Source organism: Planococcus donghaensis MPA1U2 (assembly GCF_000189395.1).
GTDB classification, from domain to species: Bacteria; Bacillota; Bacilli; order Bacillales_A; family Planococcaceae; genus Planococcus; species Planococcus donghaensis_B.
The window spans coordinates 33,258-56,161 of record NZ_AEPB01000025.1; the positions used below are offsets into that span (position 1 = coordinate 33,258).

21 protein-coding genes are annotated in these 22,904 nt (G+C 40.2%); 4 read left to right on the forward strand and 17 right to left on the reverse strand.

Features of this window, described 5'->3' with window-relative positions:
• Positions 1-44 precede the first annotated feature (44 nt).
• Positions 45-926, reverse strand: coding sequence for a UTP--glucose-1-phosphate uridylyltransferase GalU (galU, locus tag GPDM_RS06950; protein ID WP_008430194.1), 882 nt, complete (start codon positions 924-926; stop codon positions 45-47).
• Between the two features lie 297 nt (positions 927-1,223).
• Here galU and GPDM_RS06955 point away from each other — a divergent pair, with 297 nt between their 5' ends.
• Complete coding sequence (locus tag GPDM_RS06955) at positions 1,224-3,200, forward strand: putative bifunctional diguanylate cyclase/phosphodiesterase (protein WP_008430195.1); 1,977 nt, start codon at positions 1,224-1,226, stop codon at positions 3,198-3,200.
• 45 nt (positions 3,201-3,245) lie between these two features.
• Here the strand turns inward: GPDM_RS06955 and GPDM_RS06960 are convergent, their stop codons facing one another.
• Together GPDM_RS06960 and GPDM_RS06965 are read right to left on the reverse strand one after the other, a co-directional pair.
• Positions 3,246-4,439, reverse strand: coding sequence for a cation:proton antiporter (locus GPDM_RS06960; RefSeq protein WP_008430196.1), 1,194 nt, complete (start codon positions 4,437-4,439; stop codon positions 3,246-3,248).
• Between the two features lie 142 nt (positions 4,440-4,581).
• Positions 4,582-4,953 (reverse strand): helix-turn-helix domain-containing protein, encoded by a 372-nt coding sequence (locus tag GPDM_RS06965; protein ID WP_008430197.1) that lies wholly within the window; start codon positions 4,951-4,953, stop codon positions 4,582-4,584.
• Positions 4,954-5,146: 193 nt separating this feature from the next.
• Between GPDM_RS06965 and GPDM_RS06970 the strand changes: the two genes are divergently transcribed.
• Positions 5,147-5,908 (forward strand): SGNH/GDSL hydrolase family protein, encoded by a 762-nt coding sequence (locus tag GPDM_RS06970; RefSeq protein ID WP_008430198.1) that lies wholly within the window; start codon positions 5,147-5,149, stop codon positions 5,906-5,908.
• Positions 5,909-5,952: 44 nt separating this feature from the next.
• On the opposite strand, the gene GPDM_RS06975 is transcribed toward GPDM_RS06970, so the two are convergent.
• The 6 genes from GPDM_RS06975 to GPDM_RS07000 form a co-directional block, all read right to left on the reverse strand.
• Positions 5,953-6,972, reverse strand: a complete 1,020-nt coding sequence (locus GPDM_RS06975) for a N(5)-(carboxyethyl)ornithine synthase (RefSeq protein ID WP_008430199.1) — start codon at positions 6,970-6,972, stop codon at positions 5,953-5,955.
• 269 nt (positions 6,973-7,241) lie between these two features.
• The gene (locus tag GPDM_RS06980; RefSeq protein ID WP_008430203.1) at positions 7,242-8,204 is read right to left on the reverse strand and encodes a hypothetical protein; all 963 of its coding nucleotides are present in this window, start codon (positions 8,202-8,204) and stop codon (positions 7,242-7,244) included.
• Positions 8,205-8,366: 162 nt separating this feature from the next.
• Positions 8,367-9,374, reverse strand: a complete 1,008-nt coding sequence (locus GPDM_RS06985; RefSeq protein WP_008430204.1) for a GNAT family N-acetyltransferase — start codon at positions 9,372-9,374, stop codon at positions 8,367-8,369.
• Positions 9,375-9,532: 158 nt separating this feature from the next.
• On the reverse strand, positions 9,533-10,318 hold the full coding sequence (locus GPDM_RS06990) for an ABC transporter ATP-binding protein (protein ID WP_039863071.1): 786 nt from the start codon (positions 10,316-10,318) through the stop codon (positions 9,533-9,535).
• A gap of 2 nt (positions 10,319-10,320) precedes the next feature.
• Positions 10,321-12,057: a DNA/RNA non-specific endonuclease gene (locus tag GPDM_RS06995; RefSeq protein WP_008430206.1), complete on the reverse strand. Its 1,737-nt coding sequence runs from the start codon at positions 12,055-12,057 to the stop codon at positions 10,321-10,323.
• 160 nt (positions 12,058-12,217) lie between these two features.
• The gene (locus GPDM_RS07000) at positions 12,218-12,457 is read right to left on the reverse strand and encodes a hypothetical protein (protein WP_008430207.1); all 240 of its coding nucleotides are present in this window, start codon (positions 12,455-12,457) and stop codon (positions 12,218-12,220) included.
• A gap of 541 nt (positions 12,458-12,998) precedes the next feature.
• Here GPDM_RS07000 and GPDM_RS07005 point away from each other — a divergent pair.
• Positions 12,999-13,823, forward strand: a complete 825-nt coding sequence (locus GPDM_RS07005; protein WP_008430209.1) for an aldo/keto reductase — start codon at positions 12,999-13,001, stop codon at positions 13,821-13,823.
• Positions 13,824-13,895: 72 nt separating this feature from the next.
• Positions 13,896-14,297 (forward strand): DUF2512 family protein, encoded by a 402-nt coding sequence (locus GPDM_RS07010; protein WP_008430210.1) that lies wholly within the window; start codon positions 13,896-13,898, stop codon positions 14,295-14,297.
• A gap of 71 nt (positions 14,298-14,368) precedes the next feature.
• Here the strand turns inward: GPDM_RS07010 and GPDM_RS07015 are convergent, their stop codons facing one another.
• The 8 genes from GPDM_RS07015 to GPDM_RS07050 all read right to left on the reverse strand — a co-directional run bounded on the left by GPDM_RS07015 (position 14,369) and on the right by GPDM_RS07050 (position 22,361).
• A complete protein-coding gene (locus GPDM_RS07015; protein WP_008430211.1) occupies positions 14,369-14,884 on the reverse strand; it encodes a DUF6241 domain-containing protein in 516 nt (171 codons plus the stop codon).
• A gap of 172 nt (positions 14,885-15,056) precedes the next feature.
• The gene (locus GPDM_RS07020) at positions 15,057-19,205 is read right to left on the reverse strand and encodes a tetratricopeptide repeat protein (RefSeq protein ID WP_008430212.1); all 4,149 of its coding nucleotides are present in this window, start codon (positions 19,203-19,205) and stop codon (positions 15,057-15,059) included.
• 262 nt (positions 19,206-19,467) lie between these two features.
• On the reverse strand, positions 19,468-19,944 hold the full coding sequence (locus GPDM_RS07025) for a VanZ family protein (RefSeq protein ID WP_008430213.1): 477 nt from the start codon (positions 19,942-19,944) through the stop codon (positions 19,468-19,470).
• Positions 19,945-20,115: 171 nt separating this feature from the next.
• On the reverse strand, positions 20,116-20,415 hold the full coding sequence (locus GPDM_RS07030; RefSeq protein WP_008430214.1) for a putative quinol monooxygenase: 300 nt from the start codon (positions 20,413-20,415) through the stop codon (positions 20,116-20,118).
• Between the two features lie 28 nt (positions 20,416-20,443).
• A complete protein-coding gene (locus tag GPDM_RS07035) occupies positions 20,444-20,734 on the reverse strand; it encodes a putative quinol monooxygenase (protein ID WP_008430216.1) in 291 nt (96 codons plus the stop codon).
• Between the two features lie 154 nt (positions 20,735-20,888).
• Entirely contained in the window at positions 20,889-21,185 is a 297-nt protein-coding gene (locus tag GPDM_RS07040) for a putative quinol monooxygenase (protein WP_008430217.1), read from the reverse strand.
• Positions 21,186-21,220: 35 nt separating this feature from the next.
• On the reverse strand, positions 21,221-21,649 hold the full coding sequence (locus GPDM_RS07045) for a MarR family winged helix-turn-helix transcriptional regulator (RefSeq protein ID WP_008430218.1): 429 nt from the start codon (positions 21,647-21,649) through the stop codon (positions 21,221-21,223).
• 64 nt (positions 21,650-21,713) lie between these two features.
• Positions 21,714-22,361: a nitroreductase family protein gene (locus GPDM_RS07050; RefSeq protein WP_008430219.1), complete on the reverse strand. Its 648-nt coding sequence runs from the start codon at positions 22,359-22,361 to the stop codon at positions 21,714-21,716.
• Positions 22,362-22,904 lie beyond the last annotated feature (543 nt).

The window sequence follows — 22,904 nt, forward strand, 5'->3', positions numbered from 1 at the left end:
CAAGGAATACTGGTCACTGCTTTTTTAACGTGTTTTCACTTTCATTATTTTTCATTAATAAAAGATTCTTTTAACTTTTCCTCAAACAGCTTTAACAACCGCTCTCTTAATTCAGGACGTTTTAACGCAAATTCAATCGTCGTTTCTATAAAGCCAAACTTCTCCCCGACATCAAATCGGCGTCCGTCAAACTCATAAGCATAAACCTCTTGGATTTCATTGAGTTTTTGGATGGCATCTGTTAATTGAATTTCGCCACCTGCACCAAGCTCATGTTGACCAAGAAACTCAAAAATCTCGGGTGTTAAAATATAGCGTCCCATAATTGCATAATTCGAAGGCGCTGTTCCCGCTGGTGGTTTCTCAACAAAATTATCAACTTTGATCAATTTTCCTTCAATCGAAATCGGATTGATAATGCCATAACGGTGTGTTTCATCTTCTGGCACTTGCTTTACCCCGATAACACTTTTGCCCGTCACTTCATTTTGCTTCATTAGTTGAGCGAGACATGGCTCTTCGTTTTCTACAATATCATCACCTAGTAGCACAGCAAAAGGCTCGTTGCCGATAAATCTGCGCGCAGACCAAATCGCATGTCCTAGTCCTAGTGGTTCTTTTTGACGAATATAGTGAATTTCTACATTGGAAGTTTCTAAGACCGAATCCAACATATCGGTTTTCCCTTTTTTAAATAGATTATCTTCTAATTCAAAAGCATGATCAAAATGATCTTCAATGGCACGCTTTCCTTTACCGGTGACAATAATAATGTCTTCGATGCCAGAAGCTATTGCTTCCTCGACTATGTACTGGATTGTCGGCTTATCAACGATCGGCAACATTTCTTTTGGCATCGCTTTTGTCGCTGGAAGAAATCGTGTTCCAAGACCAGCAGCAGGAATTATTGCTTTTTTTACTCGCATCTTTTCACCTTCTTATCCATATTTTATAGCTATCTATTGTTTAATAATAACATTTTTCTATTATAAAGCTAATATTTAAAAAGTTTTGATAACAAATTCACTTTTAATGATCACATAGGAATCCTAGAAGCTCAATTTTTGTGAGTTTCAACTAAAATTTCGGAAAATTAGTAAAAAATATTTACTTATATGTTACTATAAATACATCTAATGGCCTTGTTCGTTCTAATATTTTTCTTATTTTCTCATAAAACTGTATCCATTTACTCTGCATCACATAAAGGAAGTGTAAATTAGTTGAATGTTTCACCATTATCCAATGACTCTGTGTTAATCGTTCTTTCGATTCTTATTATTTTTTGCTCTTCTTTTATAACTTTGAACGTAAACACTTCTAGATTTGAGTTTGTTGAAAAAGTTAGAGTCAAATGGATTTTGTTTAGTATACTCGCAATGGAACTGTGGATTTGGTCTATGCAATTTATCGGGATTACAAGTTTACCAGTTGATGGGTCTGTAATAATGACACTCCTCTCGGATAACAATAACTACATAAATTATGTGGTTGGTCTGTTCTTCGCACTAACTTTACTGGTTTCTGTTTTTAATCTTCACCGCAACAAAGTAAAATTGCTAGCTGATGAGTACAGCCGTCAATTTGATTCCCTTATTGAAACCGCTACAGATGGCATTGTAGTTACCGACCACAATGGCATTATTACCCAATGGAATCATGGCGCTGAGTCTCTTTTTGGTTATCATAAAGATGAAGTAGTTGATCAAAATGTGCGTATGATTTTTCCGGATGCTTTTCCCACATCTGATATTCAGGAATTTGCGGGCCAAACTCGGGAATTGATAGGATACAAAAAAGACGGAAGCCAATTTCCGATTGAATTATCGACAGGCTATTGGGAAACAGTTCGAGGTGATTATCACAGCCTGATTATTCGAGACATTACTGATCAGAGAAAAAGCGAGGAAAAAATCAGTAACTTAGTTTATTTGGACTCATTGACCGGTTTACCAAATCGCCGGTTATATAACGATCGACTTGAATCCACAATTGACCAAGCCCTCGATAACAAAACGACTCACACCGTTTTGTATTTAGATCTTGATCAATTTAAACTTGTGAATGATACGTATGGCCATCAAATAGGGGACCAGCTATTGATTGAAGTGTCTCAGCGGATTAAATCCTGCATTAGTAAAGCTGACACGCTTGCAAGGCTTGGCGGCGATGAATTTATTTTATTGCTCCCCAATAGCAATTACACAAAAGCGGAAGCGGTCGCGCGAAATATTTTAAACGTCTTAGCCCATGCCTTTTCATTAAATGACGAAGAAGTTTTCATCACCCCATCAATTGGAGCCAGCTTGTTCCCTGCAGACGGTACTGACTCTGAAACTTTAGTCAAAAATGCGGATATTGCTATGTATCGGGTAAAAGAAGAAGGCAAAAACAACTTTCAATTTTTCACTTCTGAAATGAACGACTTGATCTCTCGCAAATCTAAAATTGCGATGAGCATCCGCAAAGGATTGGAACTTGGTGAATTTTCGGTTCATTATCAACCACAAATCGATATAGAAACAGAAAACATCATCGGAGTTGAAGCGCTTGTTCGCTGGAACCATGCAAAGTTAGGACCGATTTCACCTGCTGAATTTATTCCGATTGCTGAAGAAAATGGCATGATACTTCATATCGGAGAGTTTGTTCTTCGCACAGCTTGTCTACAAACAAAAGCTTGGCAAAATGCGGGTGTTGAACCGTTCCGTGTTGCCGTCAATATTTCTGCTAAGCAATTTTCACAAGGTAATATTTCCGAAGTGATCACGTCAGCTTTAGAAAATGCACAGTTAGCGCCAGAATTTCTTGAACTGGAACTAACCGAAAGCCTTATCCAAGGCGCCACATCCGCTATTGCTAAAATGCAGGAACTCAAAGCAATGGGCATCCACCTCTCAATAGATGATTTCGGCACAGGCTATTCTTCTTTAAGTTATTTAAAATTGTTCCCAATCGATAGTTTGAAAATCGATCAATATTTTACGCGCAATATTAACAAAGACGCTAAAGATGCCGCTTTAGTCGACACCATCATTCAAATGGCGCGCAATTTAGGATTAAACGTCATTGCAGAAGGTGTAGAAACTTTAGACCAGCTAGTTTACTTAAAAAACAAACGTTGCAATCAAGCACAAGGCTATTATTTCCAAAAACCCTTATCTCCAGAGAAAATTGAAGAATTGTATTCTAAAGCTTAATAAAATAACCCGTGCCAAGAAATTGAATTTTCGGCAAGGGTTATTTTATTTGCTATTTAGCAGTTTTGATAAAGGATGAATTCCAAGACTTTGAATGATTAACGATAAAATAACAACTGAAAAACTAAGGGAAATTAGTTCACTCGCTATTTCGCCATTTGCCATGGCCCCTAGTTGCAACAATAAGAAGACTGACATGGACCCGCGTATGCCAGACCAAGAAATAAGCAATGCTTTTTTCCAAATATCGCTATGTTGATTCCCTCTCAATAATTTAAAACTGCTGCCTACTACAACAAAACGGACAGCTATACTCGCAAATAATATGATAATTGCTACTACCCAATTGTCCCAAGATAAATATTTCGTAGCTTCAATGCCTATTAACAAAAACAATAAAGCCAGCAATGAAGGCTCCACGACGCTCCAAAATCCCGACAAAGCTTCGCGGTAATGATCTTCTTTATTTGTATGAGAAAATTCCCAAGACAACATAATGCCTGCGGAAACGGTGGCTAATACCCCTGAAAACCCAAAGCTTTCTGCGAGTTGAAATGCACCGTAAGCAAGTACAATGCTGAGCATCACTTGGTAGTCCTTGTGATGGGTGATATGAACTGCTTTGCTTAGTAACCACCCAACCGTAACTCCCAAAATCACTCCACCTGCAGAAACATAAAGAAATTCTCCTAATGCAGCAAACACATTAAGGGATTCGGATTGCAAATACATTGCTGACAACACACTGAACAATACAATGCTCGTCCCATCATTAATCATCGATTCCCCATCGACAATATCCGCAATATTTTTATCCGGTGATGAATTTTTCAAAATGGCAACGACAGAAGCCGGATCTGTTGGTGCCAAAATTGCGGCAACCACAAATGCCCCTGCAAATGAAATAGAAAAAAACCACCCGCCAATCCAATAAATAACGAATCCTACTAGGACTACCGTTACACCAAGACCAATCGTACTTAATAATCCAATAATTCCTGCATTTTTCCGCAAAGCTTTTGCTGAAAATTGATAAGCGGATACAAAAAGTAAGCCTGGCAAGAAAACATCGTAAATTAAGGTCTCTGTCACCTTGACGTTTTCAAAATAAGGGATAAAAGATAAGCCAATACCAATTAATACGAGCACGACCGGTACGGGGAAGTTTTCTTGTTTTTTATCAATGGTGAATACTAAATACCCTATACACAATAAAGTGGTCACAAGTGCAGCTGACAATGCCGTCCCCCCCAAAGTAAGACATCAGTATTTATTAAAGTTCCCGTAAAGCGAAACCATTAAACAAAACAACCAGACCGTTTAGTCGTTACGGTCTGGTTGCTTATATTAATTGGCAAATCTTATGGGGAAATGATTCACTTTATTTGGCAGCTTGTTTTTCTTGCAACATGCCATCTTCTTTTAATCGACGTTTGACTTGTAAATAAGAGGTAACATCTGCTATCTCTTCTTCACTTAATGGATGATCATCCACTACTAAGTTAACCGAATTTAAATCGGCGAATTGTATCAAATCGAGTTGATTGGTAGGTTGATTGCGTTCCAATATATAATCTACAGTAACTTTAAAATAATCGGCTAGCAATTGTAAGTGAGAAACGCTCACTTGTTTTTTGCCACTTTCATAACCCCACACGACTGATTTGGCAATGCCCAGTTGAGATGCTAAATCATCTACGCTCAATTGATGGTCTTCTCTGAGCTCTCTTATTTTTTGTCCTATTCTCTCCATTTCGTCGCCTCCTTTATTTCTATAGTGGCTATATCTTCTATATTACCCCGCCCGAACTTGCTTACAAACTAGTAAAATAGCGCTTTGTTTGATTTCGAAGCTATATACCTATAAAAAATCTGAAATTTCAGCTAATTTTATTCGCAGTTGTGGTAAAATTGAATTAACATAGAAGAGAAAGGTGGGTATTAGGATGCTGAAAAAATTAATATACATATTATTAATCGCCCTCATATTTATTGTCATTTCTGGTGAAAAAAATTTAAACAGCATTCAATTGTCAAAAGAAGACGCACTCCATACAAAAACAGTTGAAACACAGGCCATGCCTAGCAGCTTTTCAACTAAGCTGACATCCGGTCAGCCTGTGACGATTGTTTTTCTAGGAGATTATGTGACCTCAGACGATTCTTTGCCTGACGGGAATTTAAATCATGTTGGATTATTAGCCAAGTGGTTTAACAAAAATTATCCCGATCAAGTAAAAATTATTAATGCAGGCATGAATGCCAATACGGTCTCGCATATGAAAAATAGAATTGAGACTGACGTCATTAAACACGCACCTGATTTAGTGGTGATTTCTGCAGGTTTAAATGATGCACTTGGCGCATGGAAAATTCCAGTTAAAGAGTATGCAGCCAACTATCAAGCGATTGTTGAAGCCATCGTTTCTTCTGACGATACGGAAGTGCTGATTCGAACGCCTAACCCAACTACTTCTGTTGAGGACAACGTAAAAATGAAGAGCTATATACAAGCAAGCCGTGAACTCACTACCCAAGATAGCGTTTACTTATTTGACTTTTATCAAGTCATGGCTGATGACGTGCATGCTAAAAATATTTCTCAACTCGATTTGATGCAAAACAAGCTACTTCCAAATATTAAAGGGCAGACTTATTTAGCGGAGCAATTTAAGGTGTACTTTACTTCCGAAATCATCAAACCTTAATAAAAGCGTCCAGTGATCAATTGATCGCTGGACGCTTTTTGAGTTTATTTTACTAAAAGGTTTCTTGCTTCTCTAAATTCTTTAATATGGTGATCGAGGATATGGCCGTTTTCAATGACCACAGAATTGCGAATCATGTCCGTCCAATTGCCTTCGACAAAGTTATCAACCATTGGTGAGAATCCTTCGCTCAACACTTTTGTTACTGTGTGCGGGAACATCGCTGGGGTATTGTCTACTGTGTAATGAATAATACCATCTACTGTATAAACAGGATCATCAATTGTTGAAGGGCGAGACGTTTCAATTTCCATGTTCGGGTCGCAACTTACATCAATAATCATCGTGCCTTTTTTCAAGCGTTTTAAATCTTCTTTGTAAATGATGCGATCCGTACGGTTCGTATCCCACATAACACAGTTCACAAGAACATCGTAATTGACCATGTTTTTAACAAACAACGACTCTAACTTCCGGCCGTAAACATCCACATCTGCGCCTAAGCCATGAAGAATGCGAAGTACCCCTTTTGTTGTGTGACCATTTCCAAGAACCGCCACTTTTGTTTCATATGGCATTTTGCCAACATATTGATACGCCTGCAACACAGCTGCTTCCCCAGCAACTTCACGGTTGCGATAGAAAATATAACGACCGTCTTCGAACATTTCTTCCCAAGCTACCACTGTATGGTCACCTGCAAGAACGGAATCCGTAAACGCGATATCTTGTACAGCATGAGCCCATCCAATTAATAATTTCCCAGGTGTTAATTGATCAAAATAATCCGCGTTGCCTAGTTTTACATCAACAATCGCATCGCATTTCAATACTTCTTCACGAGACACAAATTGAGCACCAGACACTTCATATTCTGCGTCTGAATAACCAAGCGCTTCGCCATAGCCCACTTCAAAAAACAATTGTTCAATGTTTTTGATATTCGGCATATCTTTCGGTAAAAGCGCTCTTCGTTTTTCGTTGTTTTTATGACTAATAACAAATCCTATTGTGTAAATAATAAAACCCCCAATTAATGAAATAATCGTACTTTTGGTCCGCATATAATAGGCATGTCCTAGAACAGCGACCGAACAACATTCAATAATTGTTTTCGCATGCCTCTTCCGAAAAGCTGACCTACTCTGCATCATACCATATTTCGGAAGCATTATAAGTACTTTGTAATATTGATTGAAAATAAATATAGTATGTGTGTAAGGATGTGGTATAAATCTTTTGTCACGACTGATAGTGTTACCAATTGGAAAAGAAATGCTCCCAAAACTAGAGAAGTTTTGAGAGCATTGAGATAATAGAAATTTTGAGTTTGTTACTCTTTATAAACTAGTTGGCTTTTCAACATTTTTACTAAATACTGCATATCTTCAATGGTATAACGTTGATCACAAGGCAACGGCAAAATATTAGCAGCGTATTGATATTCAATGCTATCTTTTGGACAATCTGCGAGAACATTTGGCCACAATAGTGGAATGTAAATCTTATCTTGGACTAAGCGTTTTCGGATGGCTGGTCCGTCTTCCACTAAGAGAGGATACGCAAACGCCCCGTCTGGCATTGTTAATAGTAAAGGATTTTCCGCTGCTAGCTGTTCCTCTAAATATGCATAGTTTTCATTACGAAGTTGGCGAGCACGCTCGTAATCTACGGCTCCCATCAAGTTGCTTGTCAATTTAGACATTGTACGGAGTGGGGCAACGGAAAGTCCATCGTTAATAGCGATGAAATCAGCATAATAATCACTCGCTTTTCCTTCCGCCCGACCAAGCACATGCACCATGCGATCTTTTGAAATGTCTTGCTCAAGTTCTTCCGAAAGTACCGCATCAGTCGCTAAATATGCGCCATCCGGGACGCCAAAAAATTTGCGACAAGAATAAATGGTATCTACACCTTCTATCGGCTTTTGGAAAAAAGCTTGGCTATGATCTAAAATTAGTTGGCTGTAGCGCTCTTTTAAGGCGCGCGTTTTTTCTTCTGTAACTTGACCGTATAAATTCACAACATATAAGTACTCACCTTGGGCCAATTGCTTGTCAAAAATCGGTTGAAATTGGGCATCTACATAATAATAATCATATTCATATCCTTGCTTGTCTAACAAAATACTGATGCAGTCACACAAATAATAAGGAATGTGTATTTTTTTAATTTGGCGCGCTTTTAGTAAATAAAGCAGCGCATTGCTGCCACTATTAAGAGCTAACAAATCGCTATAAAACTCGTTACGAATCAAGTCCTCTAAACCAAAATATCCACCAATTTCTTTCATATAGAATCTCCCTTTCATCGGCCACCATTAAACTAACCGCACCTTAATTGTTGTTAAGCGCACCTTTTGGAACGAATACCGCACCTCAGCGAGAAGTTTCCGCACTTCAAAGCGAAGTTTCCGCACCTATCGAGCTAAAAAGCGCACTTTCTTCTTGCTTCCTCAGTTCACGGGCACCCAAGATTTAATACTTCGATAAGCAGGGAAATAATCAGTATCTGATGAGATGTTGACGACTTGGCATAATTTTTCATATGCTACGTAATTCCATATTTTGCGTCCAATATAATACTCTAAATCTTCATTACGTCCGAATTTCTTTTTAAAAAGGTAAAGCTTGTCGTCAAGTTCTCCAGTTCGTCCTCCGCCGTGATGAATTAGCTTTTTATCATTTTCCTTGCCCCAAAGAACCAGCGCATATTGCAAAATATATGCCGGCGCAAGTTCATGATATTCTTGAAGTGTACCCGTAAGGTGAATATGTATATAGTCACCGTAAACAAAATTTAAACTCATGCCAATTACTTTTCCTTTATAACTTGCTTCTACCACAACTAAATAGTCACCAAGCCCATCGATACACCGCTGAAAATACACATCATCGAAATAATAAATCTTTTCAGCCGCGTTTCGTTCCATTGTGGAATAATACAGCTCTTTAAAGTTTGTTAAATCATGTGGGTGATCGATCACTCGATACTCAACTCCTGCCTTTAACCCACGGCGAATATCCCTTCGACTTGATGCTGAATATTCTGTGAGGATGGGATCAGGTATATCAGCGAGTCGTGTTTGAATCGTATATCGCTTGAAAGTGAGATCATAAGCGCTCTGAAAGTCCAGATGATTTCTGATAATAGGATGAAATCGAACAAACTCGGTCACAATGTGATTATCTATACAATATTCTCCAAATGCCTGTTTAAATGCGGTCACCAGCTCTTGTTTATCTTCGCTATTCCCCTCCACAATTCGGGGACCCCCATATCCATAAGGAGTCACGAGATCATAGTATACTTGATCGTCTAGCTTGATCGGAACTTCACATTTGATGAATAAATACCGGACAACACCAAGTGAATGCTTAAAGATAAATTCTTCACACTTACCGTTTTCTATTTCTTCATACAAATGTGCATATTCTTTTTCAAAGTAAATGTCTTCTTTCATATGACCTCTCCTTTAAAGTGGGGTTGTCCAGTTGACGATTCTGTTACTATTTTATCACTCTAATTACTAAAAATACAGACAATTAAGAAAACTAATGAAAACATACAAAAACGCCACCGATTTTGGTCGCGTTTAAGCTAGTTATCTTTATTCCACCTCTAAGACATAACTCTTTTTGACAATAATGGCCGCCCATTAGTCCAGACAATGGTCACTGGAATGTTGAAAAACCGGGAAAGCTGCTCGCTGTTGATTAATTTGTCCGTATCCCCAGAATCAAATACTTTTCCTTCTTTTAGTAGCAAGGTTTTATTAAATTCGGGCAATATTTCTTCAATATGATGCGTGACATAAATAATAGTTGGACCCTCTGGTTTTTTAGCGATCATGGCAATCGATTCGAGCAGTTCTTCACGGGCAATAAAGTCGAGACCCGCTGTTGGTTCATCAAGAATGAGAAGTGCTGGGTCTGCCATTAATGCACGTCCAATCAAGACACGCTGTTTCTCACCTTGCGACAAGGTATGGTAGTTTCGATTGGCGTATTCAAGACAGCCCAGTTCGCGAAGAATCTCCACACCTTTTCTGTCAACTTCTTCAGTCGTTTCTTGATGCAAACCAAGCGACGCATAGGCACCGCTCAGCACTACTTCATACGCATTGTCCTGCGGCGGCAACTTTTGCTGAATCGATGACGACACAAAACCAATTTGGCTCCGCAACTTTTCTGCTAAATAGGTTTTGCCAAACTCCATACCGAGCACCGTTACTTTTCCTGTTGTCGGGAAAAAGTAAGCATTGATTAAACTGAGCAACGAAGTTTTGCCCGCTCCGTTCAAGCCGTACAATACCCAATGCTCGCCTTTTTGAATTTGCCAGTCGACTCCGTCTAGTAACATTTTATCGTCTCTTCTACGCGAAACGCCTTCAAGTTCTAAAATCATTGTCATATGGATATGTCTCCTGCCCCTTTAACGCGAGCCGCTTGTCCTTCAGCTAACGGATCTGCTAGACGCAGTTCACCAAAATCCAGACCGGTTAGTTCTTCAATTTTTGTGATGGGCACTTGGTACGTTTCAAACTGGCCGTAAACAAACTCCAAATCGTCTTCGATTAAATTTTCTTGTGTTTGCAAATAAGCGGTGGCCGATAGCTCGGTGCCGTCTTTTACCATAACTGCTACTTTCCAAAACTGATTGGGAATTTGCGCATCTCGGTAATTACGGTCGGTGTCGCGAAACACTGGCCCTGTAAAAATCGACACTTTCATATCGTGATCGCGCGCGTTATCAAGCAAATAATCTTCTAAGTCGAGCCATACTTTTTGATTGAAATTTTTATGTTGCGGCGAACTATTAGTGAAATGGAATGTATGTTCATTGGCTTTCACCGCATCAATGCCCCAGTTTGGGTCACGACGTCTTACAAGGTGACCACGATCGATATCGTTCGATTTGTAAAAGTTATTGCCTAGTTGGTATGCTTTATCGATTCGCGGATCAAAATACCAGCGATCATTTTTTCGTTTCACATCCACCAGTTGATCACCATCAATGTTTACCGCAGTGAAAAAAGCGAGACGACGTGACTTGCTCATCGTGACTGAAAAATGAGTGTAATCGAGTGTCTCTTTTCCTTCCGTTGTTGCCGCTACATCTTTTTTCATTTCTTTATCCAGTTGTGGCAGTGGCACAATAAATTCTTTGCCTAAAAAATCGGGATTATACCCTGTAGCTTCTGCATACCAATCTGCGTTCAACACACCTACTTCCATCGGCGCTTTTGTGGAACCAGGCATAACGACGGACAGTAAATAATCGAGCATTTTGCGTGCTTGCTCTGTTTCTAAACTGCTGCGCTTGTCACTCAAATGTTGAATAATGGAACTAATACGAATGCCTTCATTGGCGATCCATTTATTAGGATCGGTCGGATCTGGAACACCTGCATGATGCAAAGAAACTACCATCCATTGGTCATTGAAAACGGGTGAACCCGAGGAACCAGGTTCGGTGTCGCTTACGTAATGAACATAATCAGAAGAGATGAATTTGACTTCATTTTCCCGAATGGTAATGGCTTTTGGTCCACCTTTTGGGTGTTGAATAATGGTGACGTACTCACCTTCTAAAATTTTTCCCGGCTTTGGCAGGAGCGGCAAATAACCAAAAGTTGCGAGCGGTACAGCATTGGCATTATAAGGTTCGATTGCGACTAAAGTAAAATCTAGCGCTTCATCGGTTATAAATAAGAGCTCTGGATCCAATCGGAAACTAATGATATCGCGCGGTTTAAAATGAACATCGTCTTCGTAATTAAATTCCGCCACTGCATACATCGCCGCTTCAGCTGTTTCCAATACGTGATTGTTTGTGAGTAATAGGTTTGGTCCTACAAGAAATCCTGTGCCGTACCCTTCCAGTTGACCATTTTTTCCGCGAATTGAAATGCGACAAACTGCTTTACTGACATCAAGCCCTGCCTGCAAGTGCGCAATCGGAAACAAGTCGCTTTTGTTGATGATGCGTTCAATCGCTAAATTGTCGTGATGATTGATAATACTAGAGCGCGTCATCATTTTTTCTTCTGTAGCCGCTGCATAGTTCTCGGCTTGATGTTCTTTTTCGAATTTTAAGTATCGCTGTAAGGCTTGTTGTTGGATTTTATCCATTTTGTTAGCCATTTGAGCCATCCCCTTTCGATGGGTGTGAGGTTTGTTTTTTTGGTTATATTTTCATTTTAAAAATTAAATATTCTAACAATTAACTTCAAGAAAAGTTTATCATAATTACATAAAGAAAACTCAATCCTTGGTGCGGAATGAGTTTTCTTTTGCGTTCAGGTTATTTATCTTTCATGATTTTCTTTTCGCCTGTATTTGGATCACGCACTACTTTGTCTTCAGACGGCACATAATCTGGAGATTCATTAGGTGCCTTATGGGGTTCAGCTTTCGCTGGAGACTCCCAACCTTCATCGCCACCGCCTAACATTTCACTCGTTTTTTCAATAATTTTCTCGACGGTTGAATCATTTTCGTCTTTTTGATGATCGGTGTTCTTTCCTTGTGAGTCTTTTGTCATCTAGTATCCCTCCAAGAGTGTAGTTGTTTTTAGTTTACCCTTTGTGTTGGGGGATAATCATTTTTGCGTGAGGAGTTTTGGCGGCGGTTTTAGTCGAGGACAGTATTTGTTGTGATTTGGACAGTATTTCGTCGATTCCGACAGTATTTGCTCTCATTTGGACAGTATTCTACTCAATTCGGACAGTATGCCCAAATTCTTCCTCTCCCTCCTAATTCAAAACCTTTATTACCCAAGACCAGGAAAGCGCAGGGCGCGCTTTCCGCTTTCGACAGTATTTGTTGTGATTTGGACAGTATTTCGTCGATTCCGACAGTATTTGCTCTCATTTGGACAGTATTCTACTCAATTCGGACAGTATGCCCAAATTCTTCCTTTCTCCTCCTAATTCAAAACCTTTATTACCCAAGACCAGGAAAGCGATGAACCCCGCTTTCCGACTCAAGATCTAAGTCCTTCGAGTCAATCAGATGCTTATTCTAACCAAAAAAGGGTAAACTAATAATTGAACTGATTATACATAAAAAAGGGGCTATGCAAAATGGATTTTATTACATTAAATAATGGCTTGAAAATGCCGCAATTAGGCTTTGGCGTGTGGCAGGTTGAAAACGATGAAGCGACAAAAGTTGTGGCGAAAGCTTTAGAAACGGGTTATACGTCGATTGATACGGCGATGATTTATACAAATGAGATTGGCGTTGGACGCGCATTGCAGGATACAAAAATTCCGCGCGAAGATTTGTTTATTACGACAAAAGTTTGGAACACAGACCAAGGGTATGACAACACGTTACGTGCGTTTGATGAAAGTTTAAACCGTCTTGGACTTGATTATGTGGATTTGTATTTGATTCATTGGCCAACGCCTGAGTTTGATACTTATGTGGAAACTTATAAAGCATTAGAAAAGTTATATAATGACGGCCGCGTAAAAGCGATTGGAGTTTGTAATTTTGAAATTGAGCATTTGCAGCGTTTATTGGATGAGTGTGATATTCCGCCAGTATTGAACCAAGTGGAATGCCACCCATACTTGGCACAAACAGATTTGAAGGAATTTTGTGCGAAACACGACATATTCTTGGAAGCTTGGAGTCCACTTGAACAAGGGGGCGACGTGCTGAAAGATGCGACAATCACGAAAATCGCGGAGTCGAAAGAAAAGTCTCCTGCTCAAGTTGTGTTGCGTTGGCACTTGCAAAACAACACTATTGCGATTCCAAAATCGGTAACACCGTCACGTATCGAAGAAAACTTTGATGTGTTTGATTTTGAGTTGAGCGACGAGGAAATGGAAGCGATCAATGCGTTAAACAAAGAGCGTCGTAACGGACCTCATCCGAACGACATGAACGTGCGTTAATAGTTGTCCCAACGCCACTTTGATAAATCAAGTGGTGTTTATTTAAAACGTAGAGAGAGGAGGAGAAACAACTTGAGACACCTTCTTGCACTTGGCATCAAATTTGTTATAGTGACATTTGTCTTAGTTCTTGTGCTGACCTTAATCTTTGACGTTGCGTTCGTGCCTACTTTGTTAATTAGTTTAGCGTTGACCGCGTTGTCTTATGCACTTGGCGATATAATGATCTTCCTAAACGCCAGTAGTCCTGAAAATCAATCAACGCGCAATGGCATCGCGACGTTAATCGATTTTGTTATGGCTTTTTTAGCCATTTGGCTGCTTGGTTGGCTGCTCACGGGACAAAATATCGAAATGGTTACCCCCGCATTAATGGCAGCAGTGATTCTCTCTGTTAGCGAATGGTTCTTTCATCTTTATGTTGATCGCTTTGTTGTGCCTGAGTACAACAATGTTAGCGCAGTTAGACGATAATAAACTCAAAAAGTCGATCCCATTGAAGGATCGACTTTTGTATTTGTTTCATAGTCTATAGTGGCTTTCTCCTACCTAAACTTTCTCTCCACAAAATCTTGTTCTTGCTCAGGTGTCATAAATCCTGTCGCTCTGCCGACAGTGCCCCCGTGCCAATCCCAAATGGTGTTGTGTACATTAACGGCGTTAGAAAAGTCGCCTTCTTTCCATTTCTCCAATGTGGCTAAGTAAAAATCGCTGTGTTTGTAGTCACCAGCATAAGCGTTAACTATGGTGAGTAACCCATCGATATGCTCAGGGGTCATTTCAACTGCGCCTTTTTTTTCACTTGCAGTAATTTTTTGGTGTGTCATTTGGTGCATATAAACTTGCAGTTCGCCTTCGCTCATTTTGAGGTCATCACTGTCAACTTTCACATCATCTTTTTCTGCGGCAACTGCTTTGTTGTCGCTTTTCTCAATTTCTTCGGCTACCTTTGTTATGTTACCGCCCTTTGAAGAACCTTGCGTGAAAAAATAATAGCCACCTACAACTACTAGTGCCAAGACACCGATCGTTATTGCGCTCATTTTTAGTACCGATTTCATTTTATACAGCTCCTTGCGCTAGTCTTTCTATGTAAGACGATATTCCTACCCTAGTATGAACGACACGTTACTAATTATCAAGATTTTTTTGGAAGTCAAGACCAGTAGATACTTATAAAGTAAAAAATGCGCCATCTTTTAAAAAACAAAGATGACGCATTTATTCAGACCACTAAACCCCTACAGTTAATACATCGTCAAGAATTTCTTCGAACAACTCTTCTTCAACAGCGGCTTCGATAAACAATTCGCCTCCGTCTTTTTCAAATAGTTCAGTAAGCAGTTTTTTTGCTTGAATTGGTTTATTTGCGACCATAGTTGCGCGTGCCAGCTCGTAACTTGTCGGTAAATATTCCGGTACTACATCTTGTAACGCACGTAACCGGGTAATAGCCGAGACACTGTCTCCAGTATTAATTGACATAATCGCGAGCGTTACACAAATCCATTCATTCAGACGCAGCTCTTCAGGTATGCGACTTTCAAATTGTGCTGGTTGCACTTTCCGGTGATCGGCAAGCAAATGCATCAACCGGACATAGCTATCGCTGCGATATGGATTCATCGCGATTGCCTGTTCGTAAAACGCCTCGGCCTTTGCGATATCTTCTTCAATAGCAGCCATATCCCCTTGCCATAACACAAGATCAATGTCGGTTGGCTTTTGCTTATGCAGTTCTTGTGCTTGTTTGATCGCTTTAGTTAGCAACTTTGGAGACTGCTTGTTATTGGCTTCTTGGAATGTCGCTTGAAGCAATAGTTTCGCCGCATCAAAATTGCCCGTGCGTTTCACAAACGGCTCCAACTCTTCTGCCGCATCGTCTGCCCCGTCCCGCTCCAAGTAAAATTCGGCAAGGTGCAAGACAGGAATTTCGCTGTCTTTGGATTTTTTCGCAGCGTCTGTATAAATGTCAATAATGTTCGAAACGAGTAAAAAGCGGCGTGATTTGTCGCGTAACCTTCCAAAGAAATTCGTCGATTCCTCTTCTTCTATGTCCAACAACACCACCAATTGATCGGCGCTATACGTTTCAGCCATCGCCAACTCTTCGCCTTTGAGTCGTTTTTTCAAGCGTCTTTGAATATCACCAGTTTTGCGCATTTTTGCTAACACTTGAACATACTCTGCGTAAAAGCCTTCTTCTTCTGGATGCTCTTCAATTAGCTCTTCTAGTAACACAAGCGCGCGCTTCAAGTCTCCTTGACGCACACAAAATTGCATGTATTGATATCGTGAAGGCAACGCTCCGTTAAGTGCTTGCGCTTGGAGCAATAAATTCTCAGCTTCAGCCACTTTTCCTCTTTTCTCTGCAAGTTGCGCTTTTGCGGACAATAACCATTCCTCAAGCACTTGTGCGGACACTTTTTCGAGCACTCGGCCAATTGCGAGTTGTTTGGCGTCGCTGTCGACTAGCTCGAACAATTCTTGCAAATCGAGCGATAATGGTTCATTTTCTAGTACAAATAAAGCGGCTTTAAAAGCTCGGTCCTGATCTTCGAGCGCCAAATAACTACGCATCAATCCTTCATGAGCCACCATAAAACGCGAGTCTGCTTTCACACATTTCGTGTAATGCGCCAGTGCTTCATGCCACTTCTCAGTTTGTTCAGCAAGACGGCCCAACAAATAATGCGCCAAATAAAACCCGTCTATTTCTACTGCTTGTTCGTATAGCGTTTTTGCAAAACGCTGATGGTCTTCAAGTTCATACAAACCACCTTCGTAACACAATAATTGCGAGTCTGGAGCCGTTTCACGGAAGCGTTTGAAACGTTCGAACATCCGGCTACGAAATTGTGGCGCTTCGCCAAACTCTGCATATTGCTCAGCAATTTCGCGAAGGTTTAACGTGTCACGTTCCATCCCCGATTCTAACAAGTCAATGGCTAGTGTTTTCGCTAGGTCATCTTCTGATTCTTGCCAAAGCATAGCAGCGGTTCGGTTAAAGTAAAACGTGTCTCCTGTTTCTTTGTATTGCATAACGAACTTGTTCAGTTCAACGTGTTTTTCTTGTTTTAGCAAGGTATGCGCGATATTTGTGACAGTAAACAAATCGGTTGGATCCAATTCAAGCGATTTTCGGTATTCGGTTTCTGCCTCTGTAAACTGTTCTTGTTCCATTGCGATATGCCCTAAATACGAATGCAACACATCGGTTTTTTCGCAATGATCGATTCCTTCGCGAATAATATTGTCCGCTCGCGCCCAATCTTTTGCTTCCATATGGATTTCCGCAATACGCAAATACGCGAATGGTTCTTTAAAGTCGATTTCTTTGGCTTGCTCTAGCGACGCAATCGCTTCTTTTTCCTGACCAAGCGCTAACAAACAACGACCAATTTCATAAATAAAATAACCGTCTTCTGGATGTTCTTGAGAAAGCTCGCGGAAACGTGTTAACGCTTGTTCATAAGCGCCCGATTCGTATTGAATTAAACTATGTGTAATTCGCGCAAAAACGTCTGTCGGTTCTTGTTCAAGCGCGATACTCGACCATTTAAACGCTTGATAAGTTTTGTCGATTTCTAAATAACAACGCGCCAAATGGCTATAGGCCATTGGCTGATAGTGATCCAGTTCAATCGAACGTTTTAAAAACGGAACTGCTTTTTCGTGTTCGCTTTGGCTCATGTAAATAGCTGCTTTTAAAAACAGTGCATACGGACTGTTTTTTTCTTTCACACCTTCTAAACATTTTAACGCTTGCTCAGTTTCTTCTTTTCGGTAATGCATATGCGCCGCTAACAGCGCCACTTCAGCATCATCTTTCCCGAGGTCTTTATAAAGCTTTTCAAGCCAAGTCGAGTGAAGCGCTTTGGCTCTTTCTGAAAAGCGAGTAACCAATCCAATCATTGCTCCGTAGCGTTCTTCTGGATGAGCTTCAAGAAAATCGATCGAGCGGCCTTTTTCGCCGACTTTTTCTTCAGTAGCCCATATTTCAAACAACTGCGAGAAATAGAGATGTTCTTTATTATCGAGCAAGCTTAAAAACGATTGCTGCTCTGGCAATAAAAACACCATACTCAAAGAATCCGTTAATTTATACGTATCTTTCATGTCTTCATAAGCCAATAAATGCGGCCCTAAATCATTCGGGTCTTGCACAATCAATGCTTCTAAGCGGTCATCATACCCAATAACAACATGCACGTGCGCATTGTTTTCAATCATCATGCTGAGCAATACCGGGATTCCTGCATCGAGCAATTGCTTATAGACATCAAGCTTGCCTTTAAAATAACGCGCCGTAAATCCAAGTGACTCCATATACGTCATCGTCATTTGCAAATCCGAACCCGTCACATCAAAGACATGTTCCGCTATTTCGTCTTGCCCTTTCTTCATATCGTAAGCTTCAAGCATCAGAGATAAAGATGCAGGCACACAATAATTGAGCTTTTGAATATTTGGCGTTAACTTAATTTCGTTACGCTTGGCATCTCGGCGAATTTCTCCTTTACCGTAAACGGTTTTTTCTAGCAATTTGTGAAGACTGTTTACCCAAGCTTGGAGATCTTCCCAGCGTTCTAGCTTGTACAAGCATTCCGCCGCCATATATGACCATGCTTTGTGATGAACATGATACGGGTTTTCTTCATTATAATGTGTCATTTGGGCAAGTGCTTTTTCGTAATGCCCAAGGAAAAACAGCGTCCGAATAATATCTGCACGGAATGTCCAAGATTCTGGTTCTAACTCTTGCCCTTTTTCGAGAACGGCTAAAGATTCTGCTTGTCGACCAGTCATCGCCAATACATCTGCATACAATATGCGTACTTGTTGACTCCGCTCAGTGACTTCGTCGCTCAATGCGTCTTTTAACACGTTTTCTGCCGCTTTCCATTCTCCGCTATAGATAAAATAAAAACCTTCAAGATCTGGCCAAACGAACCCTCTTTGTGCTTTGTACTGTTCAAGTTGCGTTTTTGCTTCTGGTAACCGGGTTAACTGAGCAAATACGCGCAACAACAACTGATGTGCCGCTGCTAATTCTTCTGCTGAGTCATTGCCCGATTCGATGCCGTGCAATCTGTTCATCATTTGTTCTTCTGCTTCTAAGCTGCGCCCTGTTTCAAGCAATCGTCCACATTGCCACGTAAATGTTCTCAACGTGCCAAAGCGTTTATGCGCTTGTGTTGCAAGCAAATGGCCGTACGTATATAAATCTGCTTGATCGGTTAGTTTCATCAAGCGCAAAAAATCTTCTTCTGTTTGGAGTTCCCCGATAAATTTGCGTAATCCCCGAATGGAACGTGTCGCCCATAACTGACGGATTGCGTCTACTGCTTGCTGCGCTGTCTGTATCTCATTTGCTTTCATACCTCTATTGTTCCCGCCTCTCCCATTGCCCCATGTAAATGTGGTTGATTTATTATGTAGTGGAAAATTATAGGACGCAATACAAATATAGGGGTGCCAGAAGTTTATTTTTGGTATTTGTTAATAAATCTATTTGAGGACATTTTAGTGGCTCATCAACAAGCCTATTGGCGATCTATACTAGGATAGAACAAGTAAGAGGTTAAACAAAAAACGTTTCTTCTATAAATATAGAAGAAACGTCAATTTGAGTTGAGTTTATTTAACGGATTTTTTCATCTGTCAGTGCACCGGCTATTTTCTGTATCGTTTTCCAGAAGGTTTGGGTGATGCCGCCTTGTTCTTCCACGTATATACTCAATCGATAAGCTAAGTAAACGCCTCCGATGTCAATAATCGCATCGGAAATTCGTCCCGTTCGTTCGAAAAACAATTGAAGAAATTCAGTGAAGAACGCAAACAGACTGCACAAAATGATGGCTTTGGTTTTATTGCCAATAGTTTGAGCCAGTAGGAGAAAAAGGATACCGAAAGATAAGGCGTGACCGGTTTTTTGGAAAACATAAAGTCTACTGCCGAGATGAATATCTGTGGTGATGAATAAGTCAGATAAGTTGGGGAACAAGCGAATATTGAAGTTTATATCATGTGCGAAAAGTAGAGCTTGGAAATTGTAGTTATTGGTTGCTAGTAAAATGCACAGCCCCCAGAAGATGACCGGTATGTATTTTGCTTTCAAAACGCTCTTCCCTTCGATTTTGTTAGCTGTTTCTATTTGACGGATTATTTACTTACATGATATTCCAGTAGAATCGCTTAGCTTATTATATGTCGGGTGAGTTTAAATAACTAGTAGCTGCTTAATATAAATGCAAAAAAAAGTAGCTAGAGTGAAACAACGGCAGTGGTTTCACTCTAGCTCGATGCTGTCACCACTAAACACTTCTGCTTTCATTGGTGAAGATAAGAGCATTAATACTTTATCGTGATCTTCTTGTAATTCTTCTCTTGGAAAGTGTGCTTTATAGGCTTCCGCATCTTTCCAAATTCCAACTACTTTATAAGTGTATTCCTGCTCTGTAGACTTCAGAAAATCGCACATAATATTGCCTTCTTCTTTTCTTACTTTCTGAAGAATGGAGTTGCTTACTTCTAAAAATGCTCTTTCTTGTTCGGGTTTTACTTGCATGTGTGTGTAAAGAAAGATCATCGTTTTACACCTTCTAATCTGTTATTCATTATCGATATTCACCATGTACGACTTTTTTCGTTATTGGTGCACTTAAAAAATTTGCCGACTTCTCAACGTATTCGGTTATATAATCACTCGCAAGATGAGCGTCATAGACTTCTGCATCTTTCCAAAATCCAACGACTTTGTACAGGTTTTCTTCGCCAAACACCTTCATTAAATTGTAACTAATATTTCCTTTGTTTGCTCTGGCTGCTTGAAGCACAGATTTGCAGGCTTCTAAAAATTCTTCTTCATGACCCGGTTTTACTTCTAAGTGTGAGTAATTAATAATCATCCACTCTCATCCTTTCAACCGTTTTGTGCTGATTGAATAATAAAAAATTAATATTCTGTTAATTATATGCTTTTTGGATGTGAATTGCCACGATTTGTTCTTTATTCAATTAAAAAAGAGCAGCTATAAAGCTACTCTTCAGAAATACTTCTTATTACATTTTTACAGTTTCTGCGCTATACGCGTTTAAGTCCATTGGTGCAGCCATGAATGTTGGTGCTTGTTGAACAAATGCTTGGAAATGTTCGCTTGTGTTATGTGCTTGGATCGCTTCAGCGTCTTTCCACACTTCAACCATTGTGTAATGCTGTTCTTGATCAGTAGATTTTTTCAAGTCGTAGCTGATGTTGCCTGCTTCTTGACGCGATCCTTCGATAACTGTTTTAGCTGCTTCTAGAAATGCTTGTTCTTGAGCTGGTTGTACTTGCAAGTTTGCGTGAATAATAATCATGTGGACTCATCCTCTATTTTTTATTTGGTCGTGCTTTAATACTCGCTTATATTGTTTTGCATGCGGCTTAGCATGTCCGATAAATGCTCAATTTCTTCTGGTTTGAAGTCGTGAAGCATTTGATTGACAAAGCCCATGTTTTCTTGACGGTAGCCGATAATTTTTTCGCGGCCTTCATTGGTTAAGCTGACAAAAATAACGCGGTTGTCGGCAGGGCTTCTTTTTCTCGTAACCATGCCGTCTGCCTCCAGTTGTTTCAGGTGGCGAGTAACGGCCGCGCTGTCAATATTGACGGCTTTTTGAAGCGTCGATTGGTTGATTTCGTCGGTGTTGTAAAGTTGATAAAGCAATTCATAGCGCGATGCACTAATGCCTGTACAACGTTCAAATTTCGGACTAATTTGGTTGGTCAGTCCTTTGAACAATTGCAAGATTTGCTCTTGTTTTGAAAATGAACATGCCATCAATGGACCTCCTCTTTTGTGATTGGGTCAATTGATAGGCTTTCTGCTTTTCATTGACCCTATTTTATTTCCATTGTGTAGTAGTTTCAACAGGCAAACGGTATGACTGGAAGCCATCATTTAATGCTTTCCCGATTGTCAGTAACATAACTGGAACATAACGATCTTTATCTAAGTCTAACACTTCTGCGATGTTTTCTTTATCATAACCGCCAATTGGGTTCGTGCCATATCCATGAGCACGCGCAACAAGCATTAATTGCATAGATACAAGACCTGTATCCAACATAATGATGTCTTTCATTGTATCGTACGGTGCATTTTCATAAGCTGGTTTGAAATAATCAAGCTGTGCGCGCATTACATCTGCAGGCATATAGCCAAGTTCTACAGCTTTCCCGTAAATTTCTTCTCCGTATTCGATGTTTTTAAGATCCGCAAAAATTGCGATGACTGCAGACGCGCTCATTACTTTTTCTAAGTTAAATGAAGCAAGCGGTGCGATTTTTTCTTTTCCTTCTTCTGTGTCGATCACAACAAAACGCCAAGGTTGCATATTAATAGAAGATGGCGCTGTTGAAGCTTGCTCTATGATTTGGCTCATTTCTTCGCGGCTGATTTTCACCGTTGGGTCGTATTGTTTGATCGAACGACGGTTGTTCATAATGTCGTTAAAATCGTTTGTTTTTTGGAAAGTTTGTGTAGCTTGCATATATATCATGCTCCTTTTTCTGTTAAGTTATTATGATTTGATAATGATTGAGGTATCAATCATTGACTCCTCATACAATATAAACCCATCGGAGGGGAATTGCAACTATAAAGTTTTGGGAGTTTTTTTGGGATGGCGTGCGTAACACTCGTTGCACCGTGCGTATGCCGCCATCTTGACTACTTTTAACTCGATAATACTTGCCCACCAAAACCAAAAACATTAGTTGCCCCGCTTTTCGCGAGCGAAAAGCACTAAAAGCTATTAGCTTTATTTCAAGAACAAGCAACCTCTACTTTCGAGTGAGACCTTTTTGCGTCCGGAACCTCGTTCGCGCGTATTTTTTCTGGAACGCGCGTAAGTTTCTCGCGACCGCGCGTATTCTTCCAGCATCGCGCGTAACACTCGCCGCATCGTGCGTACTTCTCTAGAACCGCGCATATCCCGCCACCCAGCAATCTCCCAACCCTAATCATCCTCCCCCGCCTAACAAAAAACCTACTTGCCCCGCTTTTCGCGAGCGAAAAGCATTAAAATCTCCTT

Excerpts from the sequence above, each read along its gene's own strand:
- galU (WP_008430194.1), bottom strand. The coding sequence starts at position 926 with ATGCGAGTAAAAAAAGCAATAATTCCTGCTGCTGGTCTTGGAACACGA.
- GPDM_RS06965 (WP_008430197.1), bottom strand. The coding sequence starts at position 4,953 with ATGGAGAGAATAGGACAAAAAATAAGAGAGCTCAGAGAAGACCATCAA.
- GPDM_RS06970 (WP_008430198.1), top strand. The coding sequence starts at position 5,147 with ATGCTGAAAAAATTAATATACATATTATTAATCGCCCTCATATTTATT.
- GPDM_RS06975 (WP_008430199.1), bottom strand. The coding sequence starts at position 6,972 with ATGCGGACCAAAAGTACGATTATTTCATTAATTGGGGGTTTTATTATT.
- GPDM_RS06980 (WP_008430203.1), bottom strand. The coding sequence starts at position 8,204 with ATGAAAGAAATTGGTGGATATTTTGGTTTAGAGGACTTGATTCGTAAC.
- GPDM_RS06985 (WP_008430204.1), bottom strand. The coding sequence starts at position 9,374 with ATGAAAGAAGACATTTACTTTGAAAAAGAATATGCACATTTGTATGAA.
- GPDM_RS06990 (WP_039863071.1), bottom strand. The coding sequence starts at position 10,318 with ATGATTTTAGAACTTGAAGGCGTTTCGCGTAGAAGAGACGATAAAATG.
- GPDM_RS06995 (WP_008430206.1), bottom strand. The coding sequence starts at position 12,057 with ATGGCTAACAAAATGGATAAAATCCAACAACAAGCCTTACAGCGATAC.
- GPDM_RS07000 (WP_008430207.1), bottom strand. The coding sequence starts at position 12,457 with ATGACAAAAGACTCACAAGGAAAGAACACCGATCATCAAAAAGACGAA.
- GPDM_RS07005 (WP_008430209.1), top strand. The coding sequence starts at position 12,999 with ATGGATTTTATTACATTAAATAATGGCTTGAAAATGCCGCAATTAGGC.
- GPDM_RS07015 (WP_008430211.1), bottom strand. The coding sequence starts at position 14,884 with ATGAAATCGGTACTAAAAATGAGCGCAATAACGATCGGTGTCTTGGCA.
- GPDM_RS07020 (WP_008430212.1), bottom strand. The coding sequence starts at position 19,205 with ATGAAAGCAAATGAGATACAGACAGCGCAGCAAGCAGTAGACGCAATC.
- GPDM_RS07030 (WP_008430214.1), bottom strand. The coding sequence starts at position 20,415 with ATGATCTTTCTTTACACACACATGCAAGTAAAACCCGAACAAGAAAGA.
- GPDM_RS07035 (WP_008430216.1), bottom strand. The coding sequence starts at position 20,734 with ATGATTATTAATTACTCACACTTAGAAGTAAAACCGGGTCATGAAGAA.
- GPDM_RS07040 (WP_008430217.1), bottom strand. The coding sequence starts at position 21,185 with ATGATTATTATTCACGCAAACTTGCAAGTACAACCAGCTCAAGAACAA.
- GPDM_RS07045 (WP_008430218.1), bottom strand. The coding sequence starts at position 21,649 with ATGGCATGTTCATTTTCAAAACAAGAGCAAATCTTGCAATTGTTCAAA.
- GPDM_RS07050 (WP_008430219.1), bottom strand. The coding sequence starts at position 22,361 with ATGCAAGCTACACAAACTTTCCAAAAAACAAACGATTTTAACGACATT.